Here is a 24,492-nt window from a genome sequence, read left to right as displayed (position 1 = left end):
TCCACCCGAGCACAGGGACGACGATGCGGATCACCGTTGCGGAGCAACCCGTCGGCCGGCTGAGCGACGCGTGGCGCCTCGCCGTCGGCACCGGCCGGCTCGACCTGGCCCTGCGGCGCGACTACCAGGACTCACTGGCCCTGGTGCAACGCGAGATCGGCTTCCGGTACATCCGCGGGCACGGCCTGCTCAGCGACGGCGTCGGGGTGCACCGACCGTACGACCACCGGGGCCAACGCCAGGTCCGGCACGCCTTCGGCTACCTCGACCAGGTCGTCGACGCCTACCTCGAGCTGGGCGTCCGACCGTTCGTGGAGCTGGGTTTCATGCCCGCCGGGTTGGCCAGCGGCGACCAGACGGTCTTCTGGTGGCGCGGCAACGTCACGCCACCCCGGTCGCACACCGAATGGGCCGACCTGGTCCGGGCCACCATCGGCCACCTCGTCGACCGGTACGGCCTCGACGAGGTGCGTGGCTGGCCGATCGAGGTGTGGAACGAGCCCGACCTGAAGGACTTCTGGCAGGACGCGGACGCCGACGCCTACCACCGGCTCTACGAGGTGACCGCGCACGCGGTGAAGGACGTCGACGCCGACCTTCAGGTCGGTGGCCCGGCACTCTCCCCCGGCGCCGACGACGCTTGGCTACCCCGGTTCGCCGAGTTCGTCACCGACCGTGCGGTGCCGATCGACTTCGTCAGCCGGCACGCCTACACCTCCGGCCCGGCCCAGCACGTGCCCTTCGGCGTACACCAGACCCTGGCACCGGCGCAGCGGCTGCTGGAGCAGTTCGCCAGCCCCCGCCGGTTGCTCGCCGGCACCGCACTGGCGGACCTGCCGGTGCACATCACGGAGTTCAACAGCTCGTACCGGCCGGACAACCCCATCCACGACACCGCCTTCCACGCCGCCTACCTCGCCCCGGTGCTGGCCGGCGGCGGCGACCTGGTCGACTCCTTCGCGTACTGGACCTTCAGCGACGTGTTCGAGGAGGTGGGCATCCCGACCACGCTGTTCCACGGCGGCTTCGGGCTGCTCACCCACCGTCAGATCCGCAAACCCACCTATCACCTGTACGCCTTCATGAACCGGCTGGGCGAGCAGATCCTGGCCCGGGGCGCGGACCACCTGGTCACCCGCGACGACACGGGCCGGATCGCCGTGCTGGCCTGGGCTCCGGTCGACGTCACCGGCCGCGACCCGGTGGACGGCCACACGGTACGCCTGTCGCTGCCGGTAGCCGACCCGACCGCCCGCACCGCGTTCCTGCTGCGCTCCTCGGTCAGCGAGGAGTCCGGCAACGCCTGGCGGGCCTGGGGTGAACTGGGCCGACCGCCCTCCCCCACCGCCCGCCAACTGGACGTCCTGCGGCAGGCCGCCGAGCCGGCCCGACGGCACGGCTCGCTGCCGGTGCTGGCCGGCCGCGTCGAGCTGGACCTGCACCTGGCTCGGCACGAGGTGACCCTGGCCGAGGTGAGCCCGGTGACCGACGAGACGCCACCGTGGTGGGACGAGAGTCGGCTGCTGGGCCGGGAGCCGTCGTGAGCACCGCCGCCCGCCGGGAGTTCGGCACCGGCCCGCTGTCCCGAGGGGCGGCGCTGATCTACACGCTGTTGGTGGTGGAGCTGCTGCTGCTGGTCTGCGCGGCGCCCGGCCTGGTGGCGCTGTTCGCGCTGGAGCGGCACGTGAGCAACCTGCCGCTGGTCGCGGTCTGTGCGGTGCCGCTCGGCCCGGCCTTCTCCGCCGCGCTGTACGCCCTGCACCGGCAGCGTCTCGACCTGACCGAGCTGCACCCGTGGCGGTTGTTCTGGCGCGGGTACCGGGCCAACCTGACCGGTTCGCTACTGGTCTGGGTGCCGACCCTGCTGTGGCTGACCGTCATCGCGGTCAATCTGGTAAACCTGCCGGCGGCGGGGGTGCCCGGCTGGTGGGCGGTGCCGCTGGTGCTGGTCGGTGCCGGGGTGTCGGTGGTCGGGGTCAACGCGCTGGTGATCACGTCGCTGTTCACGTTCCGGCTGCGCGACGTGTTCCGGCTGGCCGGGTACTTCGTGCTGCGTACCCCGGTGGTCGCCGTCGGCACCGCGTTGCTGCTGGTGGCGGCGACGGCGCTCACCATGGTCGCCTCCGAGGCGGCACTCGCCGCCCTCGGCTCGGTGCTGGTGCTGGCGCTGGTCCGTGGCGCCGCACCGATGACCGACATCATCAGCGAGGAGTTCGTCGAGTGAGCCTGGACCACCGCGACCGGGCCGCCGCAGACCCAACCGAGCGCCTTGAACGAGGAGTGCACCAGCAGCACCGAACCGCGCCGTACCCCGAGCGCCGCCAGATCCTCGGCGAGCGCGGTGCGCGTGTACGGCATGCCACCGTCGATCGACAGATCCTACCCGGCGGGGCCGGAGTCAGCGTCAAAGCTCGTCCAGCGTGGACAGGTGGCCGGCGACGCGCTCTCACTCGGTCTCGGCGGTGAGGGTGAGGAGGTTTCCGCGTACTTTTTCGAGTAGTTCGACAAATGTGGCCCGTTGGTCGGTCGCCATGCCGGCCGTCGCGGTTTCGGCGAGCGTTCGCCAGGCCGCCTCGATCTTTGGAATGGCGGCCCGACCCTTCCGGGTCAGCTGGATCCGGGTGGCGCGCCGATCTTCCGGTACGGATTCCCTGATGAACCAGCCACCCTGGTCGAGACGACTGAGGCTGCGGGTCACCGTGGGCTGTTCCACGCCGAGCCGGGCGGCTATCTCAGAGATCGTCATACCGTCGGGTTCCTGGCCGAGCATCCACAGCAGGACGTCCTGCCCCGGGTGCAGGGCGAGCGCGCTGAGCACGTCGGCCTGCGCGCTCCGGTACAGCTTGGCCACCTTGACCAGGGCTTTGTTGGTGGCCAGGACATCCGTCAGTTCCACCCGGGCAGTGTACGAGTTGACGAGCCACCACACCCTGTTGCATAGTCGGCTAACCTATAGCCGGCTATGGAGATGATGATGGAAACCGGTTTGTCGAACAGGGTCGCCCTCGTCACCGGGGCCTCCGGGGCCATCGGCCGAGCCACCGCCCTGCACCTGGCGGCCGAGGGCGCCTCCGTCGGCGTGTCCTGGTACACCAACCACGGCGGTGCCCTGGACGTGGTCGAGGCCATCACGCAGGCCGGCGGCCGGGCCTGCGCCATCCACCTGGATCACCGCAGCCCCACCACCATGCCACGCGTCATCGAGGAGATCAGCGAACGTCTCGGGCCGGTCTCCGCCCTGATCGCCAACGCCGTGCAGTGGCCCTCCTTCGACACCGACGAGATCGGTGGCCTCACCACGTCGCTGGCCGTCAACGCCGTCGGTCCGGCGGCTCTGATCGATGCGGCTCTGCCAACCATGCGTGCCGCCGGCTGGGGACGCATCGTCGTCGTGTCCACCGACATCGTCGCGCAACCCATGGCGGGGCCACTCGCCTACGCCACAGCGAAGGGCGCGCTCGAGACCGCCGCGCGGGTGCTCGCCGTCCGGGAAGCCCGCCACGGGATTCTGACAAACATCGTGCGCCCCGGCTTCACCCTCACCGACAAGGCACTGACCGCCCCGTTCCTGGGACCGGAAGCGGTCGCGGCCGAGTCGGAGAAGACCCCCACCGGCCGCATCTGCACTCCCGAGGACGTCGCCACCGCGGTCACCTATCTGGCCTCGGCGGCGAACGGTCATGTCAACGGGCAGACGTTGTCGCTGGCGGGTGGTCGCGAACTCGTTCGCGGGTGACCCTGGCACGCGCCGCCGGTGTCCGAGTGTGCCGATGCCCGGATGCCCGACCGGCTGGTGTCGGGCGATCAGGCGTGCGCAGAGCCCGCAGCGACCGAAGGTGGGGACGGCCGACCTCGCGCTCGCCGAACTGAAGTCGGGTGCGTGAGGGCCGGCCAGAGCAGTAGCGTCCTGGCCCATGACCTCGGACGCTTTCGTACCACCCGGCTTCACCCCGCCAACGTCGCTGGTCGCCGACCGGTTCCACCTCGAACCGCTGGGTCCGCAGCACAACGTGGCGGACCACGCCGCCTGGATGTCGAGCATCGAACACATCCGCGCCACGCCTGGTTACCCGGACGGCAACTGGCCACCGCTCAGCGGTATGTCGCTGGAGAAGAACCTCTCCGATCTGCGCCGTCATGCCGACGACTTCACCAGGGGCGCCGGGTTCACCTTCACCGTCCTCGACCCGGTCGACGGCGACGTCATCGGCTGCGTCTACCTCTACCCGTCGGCCTCCGCGGAGTACGACGTGACCGTGCAGTCCTGGGTGCGGGCCGACCGGGCAGACCTCGACGTGCCGCTGGCCACCGCCGTCGCGGACTGGATCGCCACCGATTGGCCCTGGGAGCGCCTGGACCGGTGCGGCCGTTGACGAAGTGACTGTCCGGCCAGGTGTGCTGCGGCGCTTCAGCGGAGTACAACGAGGCGACAAGCGCCGCCAGCCGACGGTCGTGCGGGTGGGCGGCGGCCGTGGTGCGCAGGTCGGCGACGAGGGCGGCCGGCAGGGCCGCGGAGACACCGTCGGAGGTGACGCGCGGCCAGGCGAACGACGCGCCCGGCATGAAGAGGATCCGCAGGAGGTTGCGCCCGTCCGGAGCCACGACCGCCGGATCGCCGAGCAGGGACGCCCACAGCGGAGTCCAGGTGAGCAGCGTCCAGTCAGCCGAGAACACGGCCAGGGGGACGTCGCCCAGGCGGGCGGCGATGCGGGCCACGCCGGGCGGGATGTGGGTGCTCACGTCACCTGCGGCGGGTGGCAGGAGACCCGCGGTGCGGTACAGGTGGTCGCGCTCGGCAGCGTTGAGCTGTAGGGCCCGGGCCAGAGCCGCGACGACCTGCGGGGACGGGTTGAGCGCGCGCGGCCCTGCTCCAGGCGCACCACGTAGTCGACCGACAGACCGGCGAGGGACGCCAGCTCCTCGCGGCGCAGACCGGCCGCCCGACGGCGGGCCGTCGCGGGCAGGCCCGTGTCGGCGACGGAGAGCCGGTCCCGCCACGCTCGCACGGCGGCACCGAACGCACTTGTCACCCCACCAGTATCCCGACCGGCCCGAGGCTGTTCCTGGTACTGCGGGTCCTACCGTCGCACCGGGCGCTGGCTGCGCGTCGCTGCGGCGGCCACAGTCGGGGCATGGACGAGACGATGCTGATGACCGGTGCCAGCCGGGGAATCGGGTGGCACGCGGCGGTCGCGATGCTCGCGACGAACCCGGGCCTGCAGATGTTCGTGACCGACCGCACCGGCGGGCTGGCCGAGGCACTGCGCGCCAAGAGCGGAAACCCGCAGGTGTACGGCGTGCGCGCCGACCTGGCGTCCCTCGACTCGGTACGCGCCGCGGCCCACCACGTCATGCAGCGGGCCCGCGTGACGTCGTTCGTCGGTAACGCGGGACTACAGGTGACCAGCGGGGCCCGGCGCAGCGCCGACGGGTACGAGGTGACGTTCGCCGTGAACGTGCTCGCCAACCACCTGCTGCTGCGACTGGTCGGCGACCAGCTACGACGAGCGGTGATCACGGCCTCGGACACCCACTTCGGGGACTTCCGGCACAACCTGGGGCTCGCGCCCGCACCGGTGTGGCGACCTCCGGCGGAACTGGCCCGTCCCGACGGGCCGCACACCTCGGTCGCCGGGCGGACCGCCTACTCGACAAGCAAGCTCGCCGTCATCTATCTGGTGCACGAGTGGGCGCGGCGACTGGGCGGCAGCACCGAGGTGTACAGCTGGAATCCGGGCTTTGTCCCCGGCACCGGACTGACCCGCGACGCGGGTCCGATCGCACGATTCGCGGCCGCCCGGGTGCTGCCGCTGCTCACCCTCACACCGCTGTCGGTGAGCCCGCGGACCGCCGGTCACCACCTGGCCCGGGTGGCGACCGGCCCGGCCGTGGCACCGAGCGGGTCCTACGTGAACCTCGGGCGGGCCGAGCGCTCCTCGGACGCATCCTACGATCCCCAGCGGGAGCGCGAACTGTTCGAAGCGGCCGACGCGCAGTGCGGCCGACCCGGAAAGGAGCATCATGGAGGACACCGCCCAACGGAACCGCCACCCTGAACGAGGGACGATCCAGCGGATGGACAACGTCGCCGTCGTCGTCGACGACCTCGCCGCCGCCAAGGCGTTCTTCGCCGAACTCGGCCTGGAACTCGAAGGCGAGGCGACAGTCGAAGGCAGCGCGGTGGATCGCCTGGTCGGGCTCGAGGGAGTCCGATCGGACATCGCGATAATGCGCACGCCGGACGGCCACGGACGGCTTGAGCTGACCAAGTACCACAGCCCGTCGAGCCAGGTCGGTGACCCGCATGCGCCGGCGAACACGTTGGGCGCACATCGCGTCATGTTCGCCGTCGACGACATCGAGGAGATTCTCGACCGGTTGCGGCCGCACGGAGCCGAACTCGTCGGCGAACTGGTGCAGTACGAGAACAGCTACCGGCTCTGCTACCTGCGCGGCCCGGCCGGCATCATGGTCGCGCTCGCCGAACAGATCACCTGACCGAGCGGTGCGCGGCCCGGCACCCTGAGCAGGGCCGTCCCCAGCAGCGGCGGGACCCTTCGAAGTCCACACAGGAGCGACTACGTTGCCGCTGAGCGCACTACCGCCCAACCCACGCTCTTGCCGAGTTGAGTCCGCGCACTTATTGAAGGATCGGGATCGTTTTGATGGTCCCCGCCCTCATTGCCACCACGCTATTTAGGCCTTCTTGGGTTCTTGGGTCGACGCCTGTTTCTCCCAGGGCTCGTGTTTCCTCCCATCCTCGCGGCAATCTCCCGTCGCACTTCGCGGATCTTCATCGTCCGGGGGTGATTGTGTCCAAACTTACGGACGCTTCGGCTTAATGTGTCGTCGATCAGCCTTCGCGCGTCGATGAGCCTTCCGGTGGAGGCATAGGAGACTGCCAGGCCAAACGCAAAGAGAAGGGTGTCAGGGTGGTCGTCACCAAGCACCCGGCGAGAGCGCGCCAACGTGTTCTCGGACAGGGCGCGGCATTCGTTGTGATCACCGAGCGTATGCAGGGTTGTGGCGAGGCTATGGGCGGAGCGCAGAGTTGAAGGATGGTCGTCACCAAGCACCCGGCGAGAGCGCGCCAAGGTGTCCTCAGACAGGGCACGGGCCCCGTTGTGATCACCGAGCGTATGCAGGGTTGTGGCGAGGCTCTGGGCGGAGCGCAAGGTTTGGGGGTGATCGTCACCAAGCACCCGGCGACAGCGAGCCAAGGTGTCCTCGGACAGGGCGCGGTCCTCGGTGTAGTCACCGAGCGCATACAGGGTGTTGGCGAGGCCATGGGCGGAGCGCAGGGTGTCAGGGTGGTCGTCACCAAGCACCCGGCGGCAACGGGCCAAGGTGTCCTCGGACAGGGTGCGGTCCTCGGTGTAGTCACCGAGCGCGTGCAGGGTGGTGGCGAGGTCGTGGGCGGAGCGCAGGGTGTCGGGGTGGTCTTCGCCGAGGACACGGCGGTAGCGCGGCAGGGTGTCGGTGATGATGTCGTGCGCTTCGCGGATCGCGCCGAGGGCGTACCGGGCGTGGGCGTATTCGGTGGCTGCCTTGAGGGTGTGCGGGTGGTCTGGGCTGAGGAGGCGTTGCCAGGACTGATACAGGTCCCGGACGAGGGCGTGTGCAGTGTGTAACTCCCCGCGGCGGAGCAGGTACAGCACGAGCCGGCAGGCGGCCTCCCGCAGCGGCGGGTGTGTGCTGGTTGCGGGGTCGGCGGCGATGAGGTGTGGTGCCAGGGCCGCCCATTGTGGCCAGAAGGCGGGGTCGTCGGTGTCGGTGGGCGTGGCCGCGGCCAGCGACACGCTGGCGTAGGTCCGCGCTTCGTCGATCGTGCTGTGTGCGCGGTGGCGGACCACCGCCTGGGTGAGCCGGTGCATGTGCAGCCCGTCGGCGCTGGCACCGGCCAACCCATGCGCCGTGAGAGTGGACACGACCCGGTAGAAGCCGACCGGATCGAGGTCGCGCAGCGGTGGGGCAAGTCTGTCGAGGGACTGGGTGAACACGGTCAGCGGGACAGGTTCCGGCGCCATCGTCGCGCGCAGCGTCACCAGGTGCGCCGCAGCGGGTTCGTGCTGTTCGAGACGGTCGACAGCCAGGTTGACGGCGGCAGCCAGCGACACCGGGTAGGTCGCCGGGCGGCCTTGGTCGAGGATCACGGTGGAGTGTTTGTCGAGCAGGTCAAGATACTCCCGGGCGGACATGCCGGTCTCGGCGATCACGCTCGCGGCCTGGGCCACGGCCAGCGGCAGGTGCCCGAGTGCCTCTGCCAAGCGGCCGGCGTCCGATTCGCCGAGGGCGGGGACCCGCCGCCGCAGCAGGTCGGCGGATTCGTTCTGGTCGAACAGGCCGACCTCGACCGGGACAGCATCCTCGTGCCATCCGGGATTGCGGGACGTGATGATCACGTGTCCGCCGCGTGGTGGTAGCCACCTCACCACCTGCTGCCGGTCGTCGACGTTGTCGAAGATCAGTAACCATCGTCGGCCCCCCTCCAAGGCGGTGTGTATCGCCTGCACCGCCGCGGGGGTGGTCACGTCGGAGGCGACCAGCCCTGCCTTCGCCGCCGCCTGAGCCAATTGCCCACCGATCAGATCGGCCTGCTCGGCGGGCACCAGCCAGACCACCTCGTAGGCGTCGCCGTGGCGGTTGGCGAACTCCAACGCGAGCTGCGTTTTGCCGATACCGGCCATTCGGTCACGTGAACAGAGCGCCACCCGCCCTCGCCGTTCCAGTCCCTGCTGAATCTGGGTCAGCTGGGTTTCCCGGCCGACAAAGCCCGGATTCGCGGGCGGGAGGTTCGACACTACCGCCGGCGTAGCGTCGGGCGGTCCGGGAAACGGCCGCGGAGATCTGGCCGGCAGTGCAGCCGAGGCAGACTGTTCGCCTGGGAAAACCGCCGACGTCGGTCGCGGGCGGTTCCGGTTCACCCCGGTCAACAGTCGCTCGCGGGCCTGCGCCTCGTGGGTGCCGACCAGGTCCACCCACACTCGGGTCGCCAGCAACCCGGGCGGCCGACAATCGCGTACCCGTACCGGCACCAGAAGCCCCAGCTCACCGCTGGGGTCCTTGGCGAACGACGCCCGCCACTCCGCCTCGCCGAACGCGGAACCGAGGTAGTCCGGCGACAACACCGCCACGGTCCGCCGCGCAGAGGTGGTCGCCTCCTGCATCTTGTGCAGGAAGTCCGTGCCCGGAGTGAAGTCCCACGCCTGGAGCACAGTGGAGTAGCCCGCCGCCTCCAGCTCGACCGCGACCCATTCGGCCCACGCGGAATCCGCACCCGTATAGCTGATGAAGAAATCAGACCCCATACCCGGCCAGACCAGTCAGAATTAATGAAACGGACGCGACCGCCGTCTCGAATCAGGTGACCATCCTCGCGATCGACATCTGACGGATCAACACGTGAACACCATCAGATATCTGACACCACCGGGCATTGCCGGACGGATCTACGCCGCGCGTCGCCCCTCACTGCGGACAGTCGGCGTCACTTGAGGCTCGGGCATCCAATGCCTCAAGTTGCTGCCGGGTCACCGATCGTCAGGGCGTCCATTCACGGTTGCGGCCGGTGAGCCCGAGAACCTGGTCGAGCAGCGGAGCGTCGGCGGGTTGGGTGATCGACGGGCCGAACAGGCCGGGGGTGCCGTCGCTGCTGGCCTGTTGGGACACCAGGCGGTGGACCGTGTCGAGGGTCTGGTCGTCAATGTCGTACGGCTGCCCGGTCGCGCTGGCGAGATCCCATCCGTGGACGACCAGTTCGTTCAGCGCGACGACGCCCATGATCTCGGCCGGCAGCATGACCCCGCCGACCGCGGTCTCGCCCGTCCATGCGGCCGAACCGCGCCATGCGGAAACCAACTCGTCGAGCTGCACCGGTAGCCGGCTGCGCCACTGGGCGTCGAGCCTGTCGGCGGAGGGGTCACCCGGACCGTTCGGCGCGGGATCCGGTCCCTTCTCGGCCGCCGTCCGGAACGCGAGCGTCAGCCCCATGAGGTGGTCGAGCAGCTCGCCGACCGCCCAGCTCTGGCACGGAGTGGGCGCGGCGAGCCGGTCATCGGTCACCCCGGGCAGCAGCGCCTTCAGCGCGCGGGCTGCGGGCTCGAAATCCGGGCTGCCGTTACTGTGAATCATCTCTGCTCCTTCGTCGCGAACGTTTCCGCACGCTACGCGCCGGGACCGACAGACAATCCGTGACGACGGTCGGTCACGGCGTGCCGGGGGCGGCGTCGCGCCACTGGGTCGGGGTCACCCCGTGTTCCGCGCGGAAGCGTTTGATGAAGTAGCTGACGTCGGGGTAGCCGGTCCGGCGGCTGATCGTCGCCACGGTCAGGTTGGTGTCGGTGAGCAGCAGGCGGGCCTGTTGCATGCGGCGCTGCGCGATCCACTGCTGGACGGTCCGGCCGGTCTTGCGGCGTACCACGGTGGTGAGATGCCCGGCGGTGAGCGCCAGTTCGGCGGCGACATCGGCCAGCGAGATGGGTTCCTGATAGCGCCGCTCGATGACGTCGAAGACGGCCGCGAGCAGCGGTTCCTCCGCCGATCGCAGCTGGTCGGCGACGCCGGTCGGCAACCGGGCCGCGGCCACCAGAAGCAGGGTCAGGTGGGCGAGGGCCGCCTCCTGGTGCCCGTCGCGCCGGGCGCGCAGCTCGGTGTCCAGCGAGGCGAAGCGCTCGAGCCAGCCCGCTCGGTCGGACGGTGGGATGCGCAGCCGCTGTGCCCGGTGGGTGCCGTGGGCGAACGGGAGGAGCAATGGGTGTGACCGCCACGACGAGTAGGCCCCCGACGTCCCGGGCCGCACCACGTCGGTCGGGAACGACACCGCCCACCCGTCGTTGACCGTCGTCTCGATCGGGTCGAGGAGGGAAACGACCTGCCCTGGCGCGATGACGAACAGGTCCCCGTCGGTCACCGTCCACCTGCGGCTGTCGATCACCAGCCTGCCGTCGGCGCGGTGCGCGTAGAAGAGCACCAGGAAGTCGTGGGCGTGGGCACCGCCGGCGGCCGGGTCCAGGATCGGCGTGCCCTGTGGGACACGGGCCACGGCGACGGGGGCGAGGCCGGCCACCCGACCGAACCCGATGACCGGCACGCCCTGCCCGGTCACCCCGACGGCACGGGATGCTGGAACCGAACTTCGTCGCATCCGGCCCACAGTTGCGCCATTGTCCACGGTGTCGTGCTCCATGACGCTGAGAGTACGACCGAACTTCATCTGACATCGGAGCGTCACATGACCGGACAGCCGCACCCCACGGACGCCCAGCAGTACCTGCCCGGTATGGGTAAGCACTGGCTGCTCCCGCTCTACGATCCGTTCTCCCGCCTCGCCGGTGTCGGGCGTATCCACGGGCAGCTGATGGACCGGGCGAACCTCCGGTCCGGCCAGCGGATCCTGGAGATTGGCTGTGGTACCGGCAACCTCCTGACCGCGCTCGGGCGTCGCCTCCGGGACACCGACGCGCTGGGCATCGACCCCGACCCCGCCGCGCTGCGCCGCGCCCGCCGTAAGGCGGCCCGGAGCGGACTGCCGATCCGGTACGAGCAGGCGTTCGCCGGCGCGCTGCCGCTGCCCGACGACAGCGTCGACCGGGTGCTGTCCGCGTTCATGCTGCACCACCTGGACGACGACGAGCGGACCAGGGCGCTGCGGGAGGTCAGGCGGGTGCTGCGGCGCGGCGGTGAACTGCACCTGCTCGACATCGACGGCACACCGTCCGGGCGGGGCGGCGGGATGGCTCACCGCAACGCCCGGGTGGCCGCCAGTCTCCCCGAGCGGGTGCTGGCCGCGCTGGGCGACGCCGGCCTGACCGGCGTCGCGAGCAACGGCGGGGGTAAGGCGTGGTTCGGCCGCTTCGCCTTCTACCGCGCCGAGGCGCCCTGAGGCGGACCGGCCGTCGACGAGCCCGTCGCCGCAGCTCGGGGTCGCCGACGCCCCGGCTCAGTGCAGGAGCCGGCCGTGCGCGTCGGGCACCCCGGACTTGCGGTGGAAGTAGGCGTTGATCTGGTCGCGCCACTCCCGCGCGCAGCGCAGCTGCTCGTCGAGCCGCTCGGTCACCCGGGCGTGCACCGCCGCGTCCACCAGGCCGACCAGCGACTTCCACCGCAGGCAGGCCGCCTCCACCTCGGCCACCCCGTCGAAGTGGGTGTCGTAGATGTGCTGGATGACGGTGCGGCCGCTGTGCAGCACATGCTCGTACGGCACGTGGTGGAAGAAGAGCAGCACCTCGTCGGGGCAGGTGTCCGGGGATTCGTACACCCGGGACCACGGCCGCGGGTACTGGCCGGTGAAGCCGGTGCCGGTGGCCCGGGTGCGGTCCACGCCCACGCCGTCGCGGTCGGCGAAATGGTACGTGCCCCAGCGGCTGTACTCGTATCCGTCGACGTCGGGGCCGTAGTGGAGTCCCGGTCGCACCATGAATCCCACGCCCAGCGGGGCGGTGTAGCGCTCGTAGGTGCGCCACGAATCGTCCATGATCTCGTGCAGGGTGCGGCGGAGCAGGTCCGGGTCGGCGCTGGTGTCCGGGTGGAAGGTCAGCTCGATCCACTCGTCGAGCAGTTCAGCCGGTCGCAGCTGCGGATCCCAGGCCAGCCGGCCGAAGGCGTACAGGTTGGCCTGGGCCAGCGGATGCCCGGTCCAGAACGGATCGTCGCCCACGTTGGAGACGGCGACCAGGCCGCCGCCGTCGGCGGCCACGCCGGCGACGGTATGTCCGTCGTCGCTCCAGCCGAACCGCAGCACCTCGCTCCACCAGGGAGCCAGGTAACACACGTGCCGCTGCTGGCCGGTGTACTCCTGCGTCACCTGGAACTCCACCGCCATCCGGGTGCCAGGCATCGCCGTGATCACCGGAGAGACGGGTTCCCGGGTCTGGAAATCCATCGGGCCATGCTTGACCTGCACGATGACGTTGTCCCGGAAGCGGCCGTCGAGCGGGGCGAAGTGGTCGAACGCGGCCCGGGCCCGGTCGGTGGAGCGGTCACGCCAGTCCTGCCGGTGGTTGTAGACGAAGGCCCGCCAGTGCACCACGCCTCCGTGGGGGGCCAATGCCTCGGCGAGCAGGTTCGCTCCGTCGGCGTGGTCGCGGCCGTAGCTGAACGGGCCCGGTTGTCCCTCCGAGTCGGCCTTGACGACGTAGCCACCGAAGTCGGGGATGCGGGCGTACACCGCTCGGGTGGTCTGGGCCCACCAGGCCCGCACCGCGTCGTCGAGGGGATCCGCGGTGGACAGGCCGGCGAGCACGACCGGCGCGGCGAAGGTGACCGACAGGTGCACCCGGATGCCGTACGGGCGAAACTCGTCGGCGAGTTCGGCGACGTCGTCGAGCCGCTCGGTGAGCAGCCGTGCCTCGGTGGCGTGGACGTTGACGTTGTTCACCGTCACCGCGTTGATGCCACAGGCGGCGAGCAGGCGCGCGTACGCCCGGACCCGGCCGCGGTCCCGCCGGGGGTGGCCGGCCTGCCAGAAGATCGACCCGCCGGCGTAGCCGCGTTCGACCTGCCCCATCACCGGGTGCACGTCGACGTTGTCCCAGTGGTCGAGCATGCGGCGGCGCATCGCGGGACGGTGCGGCTGCGCCGCGTACGGTGCGCCGAATGCCGATTCGCCGAGGCGGGTCAGGTGGAACAGCCCGTAGAGCAGCCCGGCCGGCTGGTCGGCGAGGAGCACCGTGACCTCGCCGTGGCGGGCCAGGGCGTAGCCTTCCGCGCCGAGCGGCCCACCGCCTGCCGTTTCCAGCTCGGCCAGGGCGGCGTCGAGTTCGGCGGGGCCGCCGTCGCCGACGGCCGGGACCAGGGCGAGCACCAGGCTCGGCGGTGGCCCCTCCACCTCCCGCCGGACGCTGCCGCCGTGCTCGGCGCAGGCCCGCTCGACCTCGGCGACGACCGTGTCGACGAGCCCTCCGGCGCCGAGTACGAGACAGTGCCGGGAGCCGACGGCACGGAACACCTCAGGCGGCAACCAGGCGGGGTGGACGTCGGTCGGGGCAGGGCCGGTCATTGCGCAGATCGTAACGATCCCACCAAACACGTCAAGATACTTCCGGAAGTCCCGGCCACCGGTGGGCCCACCTGTGCGGCCACCTGTGCGGCGGGCCCACCGGCTGTCACCAGCATCCCGAGCCGGTACCCGTCAGCTTGGTTCGACGGGCAGCCACAGCTCACAGGTGGCGGTGCTGAAATCGGCCGCACGATCGAGGATCGCGACGATCGACGGACCCGGCCGCAGCCGCCACGGGTTCGACGGGAACCATTCGGACGCGGTCGCGGCCCAGGCCTGTTGCAGCTTCTGCGGGTACGGTCCGGCGGTGCGGAAGACCGCCCACGTACCGGCCGGCGCCTCGATGCTGTCGAGGTCGTCGGGGACCGAGGTGTCGCGGGCGACAGCGACCCCGTGCAGGTAGGTCAGCTCGGTGCCTTCGACGGCGTCGGGGGCGACATCGTCGGTCACCTGGAGCAGGCCTCCCGGCTCGATGTCGCCGAGTTCCTTGAGCCGCTGGTGCTCCTCGGCCGGCAGCGCGGTGACGTGCCGCTGGATGTGCGGGTTGACGCCCTGGTGGATGAGCGGAACCCGGGTGGCGTGTCCGATGAGTCGGAACGCGGGGCGGTCGACGATGCGGGTGTCCACAGGGATGCTCCCTTCGACGGTCAGGCGGAACCTGAGTTGTGGTTGGGTACGCAGGGGGCCTCCGTCGCGGCGTACGTCACCGGGGCCGACGCCGTGGACGGCCCGGAACGCGCGTCCGAACGCCTCCGTGGAGCCGTACCCGTACCGCACACCGATCGTGAGCAGGTCGTCCTCGCCGCGGACGACGTCGGCGGCGGCGACGGTCATGCGCCGCCGACGCACGTACTCCGACAGCGGCATGCCGGCCAGCGACGAGAACATCCGGCGCAGGTGGTACTCGGTCGTGCCGAGCGCCCGGGCCGCCCCGGTGACGTCGATCTCCGCGGTGAGGTGCTCCTCGACGAGGTCGACAAGCCGGTTGAGTGCCGAGATCATTGAGGCCTCCTTTCGCCTCCAAGGCTGGCCCGCGCGCCCCTTGTCGCGCCCGATCGTCCTGGCCCGATCCGATCATGCGGGAGCCGACGGCGGCGCAGGACGCGTTCGTTTGGGACCCCGGTGGGCGGGTAGACGCCGGATCCGCGGCGAGAGGGGTACGGCGAGGTGGACGACGACCAGTTCATCGACTCTGTGGCGAGCCGCACCGGGACCTCGGCCGAGCAGGCGACCGCCATCGCGCGGGCCACGCTTACCACCCTGGCGGAGCGGATCGACGGCGGTGAGGCGCGCGACCTCGCCGGGCAACTCCCGGAAGGGCTGCGGGCGTACGCGTTCGGCCCACATGAGGACGCCGAGCGTTTCGGCCTCGACGTGTTCGTGCAGCGGGTCGGTGGGCGGGCAGACGTCGACCCCGACCTGGCGGCGGCCGGCATCCGGGCGGTCCTCGACACCATCCGCGAGGCCGTCGAAGCCGGTCAGTACGACGATGTCATCACGTTCCTGCCCGCCGAGTTCTGGCAGGTGGCGAACCCGGCACCGCAGTACGACGCACACCGCGACCGGGGCTGACCGCGACGCCGGCGATCACCGGAGCGCGACGCGTTGCACCACCGGCTCCAGGTACACCGGAAGGTGGTCGCCGGCCTGCGCGACGAACATGGCCACCTCGTACGCCATGTCGCCGACCTCCGCGTCGCCGTCGATACCGGCGGCGAGGACCGCACCGTTTCCGGTGGTGGCGTGGAACAGGAACGCCCGGGACATCTGCACCACCACCTGGTGCAGTTCGCCGTCCCCGCAGACCCGCGCGGCGGCCAGGCCCAGCGCCTGAAGCCCGCAGACCATGCTGGACAGCTGGCTGGCGAGTTCATCGTCGATGCCCCGCGAGGCGCCCAGCAGCAGGCCGTCCGGGGAGAGCACCACCGCGAACTGGGCACCCGGCACGCGGTCGACGATGTTGTCGAGCGCGCGGCTGAGGTTGTCGGCGGTGGCCACCGCAGAAGTCATGGCAGGTCCTCTCGTTGGCGGAACCGGCGGGTGAGGGCCGGTCCGAGGCTCAGTTCGCGGCCCGTCGGGGCCACTGCTGTCCGTTCGTGGTGTACGACGGGTCAGCCAGAATGGTTCGAAGCAGGGCCAACAGGTCGGTGCGGTTGGCGCAGTTGAGCCGCGAGCGCATCCGGGCCACGTGGTGCTCCACAGTCTTGGCGGAGATGAACAACCGGTCCCCGATCTCCCGATAGGTGAGACCGGCGACGACCAGTTCGGCCACCTCCCGCTCCCGGTCGCTGAGCCGGTGCGAGACGGTGCCGGCTGCCGGCTTGCGGTCCTCGGCGGCGGACCGGCCCTGAAGCGCCCGTGCGCAGTCCAGCAACGCCGTCATCGCCCGCCGGTCGGCGGTGCGGATGGCGGCCTGCCCGGCCAGCCGGGCGCCGTCCCAGCACAGGCCGGTGTCGTGCAGGCCCCGGGCGGCGGCCTCGACCCGGACCGGGTCGACGGTGCCGCGCAGCACCTCCAGCCAGCACTCGGCCGCAGCGGCCACCACGGCGGCGTACCGGCTGTGGCCGGCGACGGCGAGCAGGGCGCTGACGTGCCCGTCGGCGGCGACCGGGTCGTCGGACAGGATCGCCGCGTGCAGTCCGCTCCAGTGCAACGGCGTACGCCACAGCGGCGGATCGTCCAGGCGGCCGAGCAGTTCGTGGGCGGCCCGCAGGTAGGGCTGGAGGCGGCTGAGGTCACCCAGCCGGGCACCGGCGATGGCCAGCTCGCCCAGCGGCAGCAGCGTGAACAGGTCGACCGGGTGGCGGACCACCGCCTCCAGCGCCGGCACCCAGCCGCGCTGCAACGCGCCGAGGTCGCTGGTGCGCCGGGCGATGCCCATGGTCAACCCGGCGGCGAAGAGCAGGTCGCGGGACTCCAGCCCGACGCCGGTGGTGGCCTCGGCGAGTTGTTCGCCGGCGGCGGCGATCCGCCCCCGCGCCATCAGGATCCAGGCGCGCAGCAGCCGGTGCCGGGCGGTCAGCAGCGGCCCGCCGATGCCGCTGGCCAGGGCCCGGTCGAGGACCCGCTCGGCGATGTCCAGCTCGCCACAGTGCACGGCGGTCAGCGCCGCCAGGGCGGCGGGACTGTCCGGCAGCAGCACCGCCCGTCCGTCCGGTTCCAGCAGGGCCGCCGCCTGCACGAGGGTGGACAGCGCCGCCGACGGGGTGCCGTGGACAGTTTCGCGTACCCCGTCGGCCATCAGTCGGGCGGCACCGGCCTGCAACGTCGGTGGGCTGTCCGGGACGGGTTCGGGGTGGTCGCTGGGACGGGCGGTGGCGAGCGCGCCGACCGCGGCGAAGGCGTGCGCGCTGACCCCGCCGGACCAGCGGTACAGCTCCACGCTGCGGTTGGTCTGTCCACGGTGGGCCAGTGCGGTGGCGGCAACGAGGGCGGCCTCCGCCCGGGCGTCCGGCGGTGCGGTGGTGAGCAGCCGGTCGGCCAGCCGCAGCGCGAGGTCGAGGTCACCGGCGAGGGCGGCGGCGACCGCCTGCCGGACGCCGGTGGGTCGACCGGCGGCGCCCGCCGCGGCGAACAGGTGCGCTGCCAGCGCCGGCTCGCCGCCGAGGGCCTCCTCCGCCGCCGCCTCCAGGGTGGCGGCCGGGCAGTCACCGGCGACGCCGGCCGCCAGCAGCGAGCGCACCAGCGGCAACACCGGTGCGCCACGGTTGAGCGCGAGGTCGCTGAGCAGATGCCAGACGGCGGTACGGTCGGCGGCCGGGCTCAGCGCGGTCACCGCCCGCCGGACCAGCGGGGTGGGGCGGCCGTCGGCGCCGAGCAGCCCGGCCGCGCGGGCTTCGGCCACGAGGTCGTCGATCTCCGCCGGTTCGCGGTTCAGCAGTGGGCGCAGCGCTTCGGTGGGCAGCGGGACGCCGGCGGCCAGCGCGATCAGCAGCCGTCGCACATCGGAGGGCAGGTGTTCCAGGTCGGGACCGAGGTGCAGGACCACCTGGCGGGGCGGTTCGGTCGGTACGCCGGTGGCCGTCTCCTGCTCGCGCAGCCCGTCGACCAGCCATCCCACGTGCCGGGGCACCCCACCGGTCTGGCTGTGCACGAAGTCGACCAGGTCCGGGCGGCGGCCGAGGCGGGGCACGGCGGCGAGGTACGCGGCGGTGCGCGCCCGGGTGAACGGGGTGAGCAGGAGTTGGCGTCCCTCACGGCGCAGCGTGTCGGTCAGCTCGATCAGGGCCGCCGGTCGGGGCCACGGTCGGTAGCTGATCGCGATGCGGTGCCGGCGGTCGGTCACCAGCCGCCGCAGCGTGCGCAGCCGGGCCTCGTCGAGCAGGTGCGCGTCGTCGATCAGCAGCACCGTGTCGGGAGCGTACGCGTCGTCGGTGGCCGGTGCTTCGGTGCGGACGGTGACGCCGGCCCGGGCGTACCGACCGGCCATTTCCTGCAGGTAGGTGGTGCGGCCGTGGCCGCCCGGCCCGATCACCCCGAGGGTGAGCGGCGCGGCCGGGTCTGCGGTGATCGCGTCGAGCAGGTCGGTCGGTTCGGCGTCGAGGACCAGCGGGCTGTCCGCCACGGCGCTCGTCATCATGGCGGTCATCCTTCGTGTCCCCGGCTGCGTGCCAGCTTTCGGCGGGATCGTGTCGGCAGTTCGAGGGGCGGGTAGCGGATCGGCGGGCGGGGCGGTGGCTCGTCGCGGGGGGTCAGGTCGTCGGCCGGGCCCAGGGGCGGGCCGGCGGTGTGCGCCATGGACCCGGTGGACGCGGTCGCGACGGTCGCGGGGGTTCCGACGGTCGCGGGTGGGCCGGCCGGTGGGGGCGGGCCGGTCGGCAGCGGACGTGGGGACAGCATCCGGGTGCCGGCGGCGGCCGCGCCGGCCGCGGCGGTGTTCTGCGGGTCGGGTGCGGTCTCGACCGGAAAGCCGGCCGTGGCGAGCAGCTCGGCGACCAGCGGTACCCGGCTGGCGCCGCCGGCCAGCAGCACGCCGTCGAGCTGCCCGGGTGCCAGGTCGGCGGCGCGGACGGCCTGCGACAGCAGTTCCACTGTGGTCTGCACGGCCGGCCGGATCAGTTCCTCGAACTCCAGCCTGGTCACCGGCACCCGGACGGGTCCGGTCGGCAGCGACAACGCCACGTCGGTCTGCGACCCGACGGTCAGCTCCCGTTTGGCCCGTTCACACTCGACGGGCAGCTGACGCAGGGCGGTACGGGCACCGGGGCCGGCGGCGGCCAGGTCCCGGGCGAGCGCGGTCCGCACGTGTGCGGCCAGCGCCTCGTCGAAGTCGGCGCCGCCGAACCGGGCGAGCGTCGCGGGGACGCCGACGGTCTCGTACCGGTCCCGGGCGTTGCGCCGGACCAGTGCGGTCTCGAAGGTGTTGCCGCCGAGCGCGTAGACGGCGGCGACTCCACCGGCGAAGCCCCGGGCGGCGTGTCCCTCCGCCACGGTGACTGTGCGGGGTAGCAGCGTCACCGCGCCCAGGCCGTAGTCCCACAGCGCGTTGTGCAGCAGGTCGCGGCGGTAGCGCCCCCAGGAGGCGGGGTGGCTGAGCACGATCGTCTCGGCCGGCGCGCCCCGGGCACCGTGGACCTGGTCGACCACGTGCGCGGCGAGCAGCGCGACGAGGGTCTCCGGCCGGTACCGCTCACCGGCGAGCAGCAGCGGCACGCCGTCGCCGACCCGGCTCAACACCCCCCGGGCGGTACGCTCCGATTCGTCACCCTCACCGAGGGCGAACGTGCCATCGGCGGACAGCAGCAACGTCGACGGCAGCGCCCCCGGTCCTGGGTGCAGGGCGACCGGCTCGGGGTGACCCCAGTGCCCGTCACGGTGCCGGGCGACCGCGGCGACGGTGCTGGTGTTGCCGATGTCGATCCCGAGCACGTAGGCCATCTGCTTTCTTCCTTGACCGCGTCGGCCGTGGGGTGGGCCGGACAGGCCCACCCATGCGGGCCGCCCCGGGGGACCCCGTGGGCTCCTACGTTCGTACCAGAGATCACTCCGGCATCAGGAGCCCCAACTTCGGCGGGCGCCGGTCCCCCACTCCCCCTAACGTACGAGAGCCCGGATGCCCCTAATCGAACGGGTCGGATTGCGGGACCGTCCCCGATGCCCGGTCCCGGGCACCGTCCGTAGCGTCATCGGCGATCACCGGTCGTTGACGTTTCGCCGAGGAGAGAACCCCCGACATGGACCAGACCCTGCACGACTTCGTGCTCAACCTGCTGACCGACGCGGATGCCCGGTCGGCGTTCGACCTCGACCCGGAGGGCGCGCTGCGGGCCGCCGGCCTCGGCGACATCACGGCCGCCGATGTCCAGGACGTGGTGCCGCTGGTGGTGGACTACGCCCCGGTGCAGGGGCTCGCCCCGGTCGCCCCGGTGACCGGGCAGCTCGGCCTCGACCCGCTGGTCGGTGACGCCACCGACGCGATCAGCCAGTTGCAGAGCGTGGCGCAGCAGATCAGCGTCGGCAGCTCCCACTCCGGGGTGGACGTCAAGGCCGGGGTGCTCGGCACGATCGCCGTCGACCCGTCGACGGTGACCGCGGGGGCGACCGTCTTCCCGGGAGTCGGCGTCGGTGTGACCCCCACCGGGGTGGGCGCGGACCTGTCCGGCGTACACGACGTGGCCGACACCCTCGACGCGGACGTGGTCGCCCCGCTCGACCGCACCACGGAGCCGGCGCTCGGTGACGTCACCGGCGCGGTGGGTGACCCCGTGTCCGCGGTGAACGGCACCAGTTCCGGGCTGCTGGACACCACCTCCGGTCTGCTTCCCGGCACCACCAGTCAGGTCGGCGATCTGGTCGGCTCGCTCGGTGTCGGTGACACCCTGGGCGGGCTCGGCCTGACCGGCGACACGGGTGGCGTGGTGCCGTCGCTGGACCTCGATTCCACTGTGGGCGGTGTGACCGGGCAGGTCGACGGCCTGTTGGGCGGTGTCACCGGCACCGTCACCGGTGGCACGAAGGGGCTTCTGGACGGCGGGGTCAGTGGTTCGGTGAGCGGGGACACGGCAACCCACGGCGAGGCCTCCACCTCGACCGGCGGGGTGCTGGGCCTCACCGACGGTCTACTCTGACGCCCGTCGGCGGGCGGGGTCGGCACCGTTCGGTGCCGGCCCCGCCCGCCTCTTCGCACTTGAAAATTGAGCCGAATTCAGCACACTTGGTGCGGTGATGGCGGGAATCTGGCTCGACGCGCTCGACGACATCGCCCGCACGTGCCAGGAACACGGTCGGGGCGACCTGCTTCAGGCGGTCCGCCTCAAGCGCGCCCACCTGCTCGATCCGACGTTGACCGTGCTGGTCGTCGGCGAGCCGAACCAGGGCAAGAGTCAACTGGTCAACGCGATCGTCAACGCACCGGTCTGCCCGGTCGGTGACGGGACCACGACCGTCCTGCCGACGGTGCTGCGGCACGCCGAGGTCGCCTCGGCGACGGTGGTGCAGACGCCGCTGACGAGGCCGGGAACGCCGGCCGCCGACCCGCCGGCCGTGCAACGGACGCCGGTGCCGACCGACCAGATCGCCGCCGGAGTCGGTGGCAGCACCGGTCGGCTGCCCGGCGGCGGCCCCGCGTACATCGAAATCGGTCTGCCCCGGGCGCTGCTCGGCGCCGGCGTGGTGCTTGTCGACATGCCGGGCGGCGGTGACGTCGCCGCCGTGGGCGCCGGCACCCCGGTCGCCGCCCTGGCCCGCGCGGACACCGTGCTGCTGGTCACCGACTCCACCCGGGACCTGTCGGTCAACGAGCTGAACATGCTGCTGCACCTCACCCGGTCGCACTCCAACGTGGCCGTGGTGCAGACCAAGACGGACCTGGTCCCGGACTGGCGGGCCGTGGCCGACCGCAACCGGCGGCACCTGGCCGATGCCGGGGTGCCGGCACCCTTGATCCCGGTGTCCGCCGCGCTGCGCCTGCACGCCGCCACCACCGACGACCACGCGCTCAACGCGGAGTCCGGCTTCCCGGCGCTGATCGCCCTGCTCCGGCGACACCTGGCAGCCAAGCCCGACACCCTGGCCCGGGCCGCGGTGGTGCTTACCGCGCGCACCGTGGTGGAGCAGCTCGCCGCGCCGCTGCGGGCGGAACTGACCGACCAGCGCTCGGCCGAGGAGTCCGCGCCGATGGCCCGGCTGCACGCGGCACAACGGGAGGTCGACGAGCTGCGTCGGTGCGCCACCCGATGGCAGAACACGTTGACCGACGAGATGGCCGATCTGATCTCCGACATCGAGCACGACCTGCGCGACCGCACCCGGCAGATCCTGCGGATGGTCGACGAGGCGTTCGAGACCGCCGACCCGCTGGTGGCGTGGGACACCGTCGCGCAGTGGCTGGAGGAGAGCCTCGTCGAGGCGGCCGCGGCGAACCGACGGTGGCTGGTTCAGCGGTGCGACTGGATCGCCCGGCGGGTCGCCGAGTCGTTCGCCCGGTACGGCCACGGGTCGCTGCCACCGTGGCCGCTGACCGCCTCGGTGGAGTACGGCGCACCGGTGCCGGAGCTGGAACGCCCCAACGTCGACCGGTTCACCGTCGGCCAGAAGGTGTTCACCGGCATGAAGGGCTCCTACGGTGGGCTGCTGATGTTCGGCCTGGCGCTGACCCTGGCCGGCATGCCGATGATCAACCCGATCTCGATCGGCGCCGGCGCCCTGTTCGGCGGCAAGAGCATCCGCGACGAGGGCAAACAGTTGTTGCGCCGCCGGCAGGCCACGGTCAAGGCGGCGGTACAGCGGCACGTCGACGACTTCTTCATCCAGGTCAGCAAGGACAGCCGGGACGCGGCCCGTCGGGCGCAGCGGGTGTTGCGGGACCACTTCGCCGCGCTGACCGACGAGTTGCAGACCGCCATCATCGAGTCGCTGCGCAGCGCCAAGGAGGCGGCGGACACCGACGCGGCGGTACGTGAGCGACGTCAGCGGGAGATCCAGCAGCGGATGATCCGGCTGGCCGAGCTGTACGAGCAGGCGCAGCAGGTGACCGCCGCCCGCCCGGCGCCACTGGCGCCGCTGGCATGACCGGCGTGCGGCTGGACGCGGAGGTCCGGGACCTGCTGCACCGGGCGCTGCACGGCTACCGCGAAAACCCCCGGATCACCGAGCTGCTGCGGCACCAGCTGGCCCGCTACGACCAACCGCTGCGGGTCGCCGTCGTCGGCGGGTGGCGCAGCGGCAAGTCGACCCTGCTCAACGCCCTGATGGGTGAGGAGGTGGCCCCGGTCGACGGGAGCGCCTTCACCTGGTACGAGGACGGGCCGCAGCCGGACGCCACCGGGTACTCCACCAGTCATCCGCCGCAGCGGCTGGCGGTGCTGCGCTCCGGCACCGGGATGCGGGTCGACCTCACCGGTTGGCGCGCCGGGGAGCTGCGCGACATCGTGGTGCGGTGGCCGGCACGCTCGCTGCGGCAGGTGACGTTGCTGGACACACCGGCGATCGGCGCAGCCGACGAGCAGGCGGCGGATCCGGTGCTGGCGCGGGTGCGGCGGGAAGCCGACGCGCTGCTGTACCTGACCCGCGACGCCCGGGGCGCCGACCTGCGGATCCTGGGGGCGACCCGGGAGGGCGTCGTCGGGCAGGCCGCACCGGTGCACACGATCATGGTGCTGTCCCGGGTGGACGAGTCCGGTGGCGGTCGGGTCGACGCACTGCTCGGCGCCCGTCAGCTCGCCCGGCGGGCGCTGCGGGACCCGCACGTGGACGCGCTGTGCGTGGCGGTGGTGCCGTGCAGCGGGCTGCTCGGCCTGGCCGGCCGGGTGCTCGGCGAGACCGAGTTCGCCGCGCTGGCGGCCCTGGCCCGGGTGCCGCGTGCCGAGCTTGAGCCGTACCTCCTCTCCGCCGAGCGGTTCGCTCGCGGCGAGCCGCCGGCCGGATTGGACGCGGCCACCCGCGGCGCGCTGCTGGAGCGGCTCGGTGTGGTCGGGATCCGCCTGGCGACCACCCTCGTCCGCACCGGTTGCGACAACCGGGTGGCCCTGGCCGCCGAGCTGGTCCGCCGCAGCGGGCTCGGTGAGCTACGCGAGTCCCTCAACCGCCTCTTCGTCGACCGCCGACATGTGCTCAAGGCCCGGTCTGCGCTGACGGCAGTGGAGGCGCTGCTGCGCGACGAACCGGGTCCGGCCACCGGCGACCTGCTCGCCGCGTTGGAGCAGCTGCTCGCCGGTGCGCACGAGTTCGCCGAGTCGCGGCTGCTGGCGGCGCTGCGCGACGGCCGGCTCGGGTTCGACGCCGAGCTGGCCGCCGAGGCGCGGCGGCTGGTCGGCGGCGACGGTGACGAACCGGCGGCCCGGCTGGGAATCGCGCCCGACGCGACACTGGCGTGGCTGTGGGAGACCGCCGCCGAGGCGCGGTGGCGGTGGCGGGAACACGCCGAGGATCCCGGGCTCGCGTTGCCGCAGCGGCGGGGCGCGCAGGTGGTGGCCCGCAGCTGTGAGGGGCTGCTCGCCGACCTGGCCGCCGCCCACGCCCGCTAGGCCCCGGGTCGGCCCGCGGCGGGCCCGCCGACG

Annotated in this window: 21 protein-coding genes and 1 pseudogene; 11 read left to right on the top strand and 11 right to left on the bottom strand. The window is 72.0% G+C overall.

The window, feature by feature from the left end; all coding sequences use genetic code 11:
- Nucleotides 1-23: 23 nt before the first annotated feature.
- Both ACFY2A_RS19255 and ACFY2A_RS19250 read left to right on the top strand, forming a co-directional pair.
- Entirely contained in the window at nucleotides 24-1,544 is a 1,521-nt protein-coding gene (locus ACFY2A_RS19255; protein ID WP_387173238.1) for a xylan 1,4-beta-xylosidase, read from the top strand.
- The gene (locus ACFY2A_RS19250) at nucleotides 1,541-2,224 is read left to right on the top strand and encodes a DUF624 domain-containing protein (protein WP_387173236.1); all 684 of its coding nucleotides are present in this window, start codon (nucleotides 1,541-1,543) and stop codon (nucleotides 2,222-2,224) included. Before ACFY2A_RS19255 ends, ACFY2A_RS19250 begins: the two co-directional genes overlap by 4 nt.
- A 222-nt stretch (nucleotides 2,225-2,446) precedes the next feature.
- Here ACFY2A_RS19250 and ACFY2A_RS19245 read toward each other — a convergent pair whose 3' ends face one another.
- Complete coding sequence (locus tag ACFY2A_RS19245; protein ID WP_387173234.1) at nucleotides 2,447-2,896, bottom strand: MarR family winged helix-turn-helix transcriptional regulator; 450 nt, start codon at nucleotides 2,894-2,896, stop codon at nucleotides 2,447-2,449.
- 90 nt (nucleotides 2,897-2,986) lie between these two features.
- On the opposite strand from ACFY2A_RS19245, the gene ACFY2A_RS19240 reads away from it, so the two are divergent.
- Both ACFY2A_RS19240 and ACFY2A_RS19235 read left to right on the top strand, forming a co-directional pair.
- Nucleotides 2,987-3,736, top strand: coding sequence for an SDR family NAD(P)-dependent oxidoreductase (locus tag ACFY2A_RS19240; RefSeq protein ID WP_387173232.1), 750 nt, complete (start codon nucleotides 2,987-2,989; stop codon nucleotides 3,734-3,736).
- A 178-nt stretch (nucleotides 3,737-3,914) separates the two neighbouring features.
- The gene (locus ACFY2A_RS19235; RefSeq protein ID WP_387173230.1) at nucleotides 3,915-4,373 is read left to right on the top strand and encodes a GNAT family N-acetyltransferase; all 459 of its coding nucleotides are present in this window, start codon (nucleotides 3,915-3,917) and stop codon (nucleotides 4,371-4,373) included.
- A gap of 46 nt (nucleotides 4,374-4,419) precedes the next feature.
- Here ACFY2A_RS19235 and ACFY2A_RS19230 read toward each other — a convergent pair.
- Together ACFY2A_RS19230 and ACFY2A_RS19225 are read right to left on the bottom strand one after the other, a co-directional pair.
- Nucleotides 4,420-4,674: pseudogene (locus ACFY2A_RS19230) on the bottom strand (XRE family transcriptional regulator); the annotation flags it as partial.
- Between the two features lie 62 nt (nucleotides 4,675-4,736).
- Nucleotides 4,737-5,030 carry a hypothetical protein gene (locus ACFY2A_RS19225; RefSeq protein WP_387173228.1) on the bottom strand — a complete coding sequence of 98 codons (294 nt, stop codon included), beginning with the start codon at nucleotides 5,028-5,030 and terminating at the stop codon, nucleotides 4,737-4,739.
- A gap of 102 nt (nucleotides 5,031-5,132) precedes the next feature.
- On the opposite strand from ACFY2A_RS19225, the gene ACFY2A_RS19220 reads away from it, so the two are divergent.
- Entirely contained in the window at nucleotides 5,133-6,056 is a 924-nt protein-coding gene (locus ACFY2A_RS19220; protein WP_387173226.1) for an SDR family NAD(P)-dependent oxidoreductase, read from the top strand.
- A 19-nt stretch (nucleotides 6,057-6,075) separates the two neighbouring features.
- On the top strand, nucleotides 6,076-6,498 hold the full coding sequence (locus tag ACFY2A_RS19215; RefSeq protein WP_387173224.1) for a VOC family protein: 423 nt from the start codon (nucleotides 6,076-6,078) through the stop codon (nucleotides 6,496-6,498).
- Between the two features lie 194 nt (nucleotides 6,499-6,692).
- Here the strand turns inward: ACFY2A_RS19215 and fxsT are convergent, their stop codons facing one another.
- The 3 genes from fxsT to ACFY2A_RS19200 all read right to left on the bottom strand — a co-directional run bounded on the left by fxsT (nucleotide 6,693) and on the right by ACFY2A_RS19200 (nucleotide 11,089).
- Nucleotides 6,693-9,308, bottom strand: coding sequence for an FxSxx-COOH system tetratricopeptide repeat protein (fxsT, locus tag ACFY2A_RS19210; RefSeq protein ID WP_387173222.1), 2,616 nt, complete (start codon nucleotides 9,306-9,308; stop codon nucleotides 6,693-6,695).
- A gap of 232 nt (nucleotides 9,309-9,540) precedes the next feature.
- Entirely contained in the window at nucleotides 9,541-10,131 is a 591-nt protein-coding gene (locus ACFY2A_RS19205; RefSeq protein WP_387173220.1) for a TIGR03086 family metal-binding protein, read from the bottom strand.
- A gap of 73 nt (nucleotides 10,132-10,204) precedes the next feature.
- Nucleotides 10,205-11,089: an AraC family transcriptional regulator gene (locus tag ACFY2A_RS19200; protein ID WP_387173409.1), complete on the bottom strand. Its 885-nt coding sequence runs from the start codon at nucleotides 11,087-11,089 to the stop codon at nucleotides 10,205-10,207.
- A gap of 141 nt (nucleotides 11,090-11,230) precedes the next feature.
- Between ACFY2A_RS19200 and ACFY2A_RS19195 the strand changes: the two genes are divergently transcribed.
- Nucleotides 11,231-11,881: a class I SAM-dependent methyltransferase gene (locus tag ACFY2A_RS19195; protein WP_387173218.1), complete on the top strand. Its 651-nt coding sequence runs from the start codon at nucleotides 11,231-11,233 to the stop codon at nucleotides 11,879-11,881.
- A 57-nt stretch (nucleotides 11,882-11,938) separates the two neighbouring features.
- Here ACFY2A_RS19195 and ACFY2A_RS19190 read toward each other — a convergent pair whose 3' ends face one another.
- Together ACFY2A_RS19190 and ACFY2A_RS19185 are read right to left on the bottom strand one after the other, a co-directional pair.
- Nucleotides 11,939-13,996: an alpha-glucuronidase gene (locus ACFY2A_RS19190; protein ID WP_387173216.1), complete on the bottom strand. Its 2,058-nt coding sequence runs from the start codon at nucleotides 13,994-13,996 to the stop codon at nucleotides 11,939-11,941.
- Nucleotides 13,997-14,128: 132 nt separating this feature from the next.
- Entirely contained in the window at nucleotides 14,129-14,998 is an 870-nt protein-coding gene (locus ACFY2A_RS19185; RefSeq protein WP_387173214.1) for a GyrI-like domain-containing protein, read from the bottom strand.
- Nucleotides 14,999-15,163: 165 nt separating this feature from the next.
- Here ACFY2A_RS19185 and ACFY2A_RS19180 point away from each other — a divergent pair, with 165 nt between their 5' ends.
- Nucleotides 15,164-15,568: a DUF2267 domain-containing protein gene (locus tag ACFY2A_RS19180; protein WP_363925066.1), complete on the top strand. Its 405-nt coding sequence runs from the start codon at nucleotides 15,164-15,166 to the stop codon at nucleotides 15,566-15,568.
- A 15-nt stretch (nucleotides 15,569-15,583) separates the two neighbouring features.
- Here the strand turns inward: ACFY2A_RS19180 and ACFY2A_RS19175 are convergent, their stop codons facing one another.
- The 3 genes from ACFY2A_RS19175 to ACFY2A_RS19165 are packed head-to-tail and all read right to left on the bottom strand — an operon-like array spanning nucleotide 15,584 to nucleotide 19,873.
- The gene (locus ACFY2A_RS19175) at nucleotides 15,584-16,006 is read right to left on the bottom strand and encodes a roadblock/LC7 domain-containing protein (RefSeq protein WP_387173212.1); all 423 of its coding nucleotides are present in this window, start codon (nucleotides 16,004-16,006) and stop codon (nucleotides 15,584-15,586) included.
- 49 nt (nucleotides 16,007-16,055) lie between these two features.
- Nucleotides 16,056-18,575 (bottom strand): LuxR C-terminal-related transcriptional regulator, encoded by a 2,520-nt coding sequence (locus ACFY2A_RS19170; RefSeq protein ID WP_387173210.1) that lies wholly within the window; start codon nucleotides 18,573-18,575, stop codon nucleotides 16,056-16,058.
- A gap of 5 nt (nucleotides 18,576-18,580) precedes the next feature.
- Complete coding sequence (locus tag ACFY2A_RS19165; protein ID WP_387173208.1) at nucleotides 18,581-19,873, bottom strand: Hsp70 family protein; 1,293 nt, start codon at nucleotides 19,871-19,873, stop codon at nucleotides 18,581-18,583.
- A 296-nt stretch (nucleotides 19,874-20,169) separates the two neighbouring features.
- Between ACFY2A_RS19165 and ACFY2A_RS19160 the strand changes: the two genes are divergently transcribed.
- From ACFY2A_RS19160 to ACFY2A_RS19150, 3 genes are all read left to right on the top strand, one after another.
- Entirely contained in the window at nucleotides 20,170-21,063 is an 894-nt protein-coding gene (locus ACFY2A_RS19160; RefSeq protein WP_387173206.1) for an IniB N-terminal domain-containing protein, read from the top strand.
- 97 nt (nucleotides 21,064-21,160) lie between these two features.
- Nucleotides 21,161-23,005, top strand: coding sequence for a dynamin family protein (locus tag ACFY2A_RS19155; protein ID WP_387173204.1), 1,845 nt, complete (start codon nucleotides 21,161-21,163; stop codon nucleotides 23,003-23,005).
- Complete coding sequence (locus ACFY2A_RS19150; RefSeq protein WP_387173202.1) at nucleotides 23,002-24,459, top strand: hypothetical protein; 1,458 nt, start codon at nucleotides 23,002-23,004, stop codon at nucleotides 24,457-24,459. The genes ACFY2A_RS19155 and ACFY2A_RS19150 overlap by 4 nt, the downstream gene beginning before the upstream one ends.
- The last annotated feature ends 33 nt before the right edge of the window (nucleotides 24,460-24,492 follow it).

Origin of the sequence: Micromonospora sp. NPDC000442 (assembly GCF_042898635.1) — a bacterium.
In the GTDB taxonomy this organism is placed as follows: Bacteria; Actinomycetota; Actinomycetes; order Mycobacteriales; family Micromonosporaceae; genus Micromonospora.
This window is presented reverse-complemented; position numbering and strand designations above follow the sequence as displayed.

Excerpts from the sequence above, each read along its gene's own strand:
- ACFY2A_RS19255 (WP_387173238.1), top strand. The coding sequence starts at position 24 with ATGCGGATCACCGTTGCGGAGCAACCCGTCGGCCGGCTGAGCGACGCG.
- ACFY2A_RS19235 (WP_387173230.1), top strand. The coding sequence starts at position 3,915 with ATGACCTCGGACGCTTTCGTACCACCCGGCTTCACCCCGCCAACGTCG.
- ACFY2A_RS19220 (WP_387173226.1), top strand. The coding sequence starts at position 5,133 with ATGGACGAGACGATGCTGATGACCGGTGCCAGCCGGGGAATCGGGTGG.
- ACFY2A_RS19215 (WP_387173224.1), top strand. The coding sequence starts at position 6,076 with ATGGACAACGTCGCCGTCGTCGTCGACGACCTCGCCGCCGCCAAGGCG.
- fxsT (WP_387173222.1), bottom strand. The coding sequence starts at position 9,308 with ATGGGGTCTGATTTCTTCATCAGCTATACGGGTGCGGATTCCGCGTGG.
- ACFY2A_RS19205 (WP_387173220.1), bottom strand. The coding sequence starts at position 10,131 with ATGATTCACAGTAACGGCAGCCCGGATTTCGAGCCCGCAGCCCGCGCG.
- ACFY2A_RS19195 (WP_387173218.1), top strand. The coding sequence starts at position 11,231 with ATGACCGGACAGCCGCACCCCACGGACGCCCAGCAGTACCTGCCCGGT.
- ACFY2A_RS19190 (WP_387173216.1), bottom strand. The coding sequence starts at position 13,996 with ATGACCGGCCCTGCCCCGACCGACGTCCACCCCGCCTGGTTGCCGCCT.
- ACFY2A_RS19185 (WP_387173214.1), bottom strand. The coding sequence starts at position 14,998 with ATGATCTCGGCACTCAACCGGCTTGTCGACCTCGTCGAGGAGCACCTC.
- ACFY2A_RS19175 (WP_387173212.1), bottom strand. The coding sequence starts at position 16,006 with ATGACTTCTGCGGTGGCCACCGCCGACAACCTCAGCCGCGCGCTCGAC.
- ACFY2A_RS19170 (WP_387173210.1), bottom strand. The coding sequence starts at position 18,575 with ATGATGACGAGCGCCGTGGCGGACAGCCCGCTGGTCCTCGACGCCGAA.
- ACFY2A_RS19165 (WP_387173208.1), bottom strand. The coding sequence starts at position 19,873 with ATGGCCTACGTGCTCGGGATCGACATCGGCAACACCAGCACCGTCGCC.
- ACFY2A_RS19160 (WP_387173206.1), top strand. The coding sequence starts at position 20,170 with ATGGACCAGACCCTGCACGACTTCGTGCTCAACCTGCTGACCGACGCG.
- ACFY2A_RS19155 (WP_387173204.1), top strand. The coding sequence starts at position 21,161 with ATGGCGGGAATCTGGCTCGACGCGCTCGACGACATCGCCCGCACGTGC.
- ACFY2A_RS19150 (WP_387173202.1), top strand. The coding sequence starts at position 23,002 with ATGACCGGCGTGCGGCTGGACGCGGAGGTCCGGGACCTGCTGCACCGG.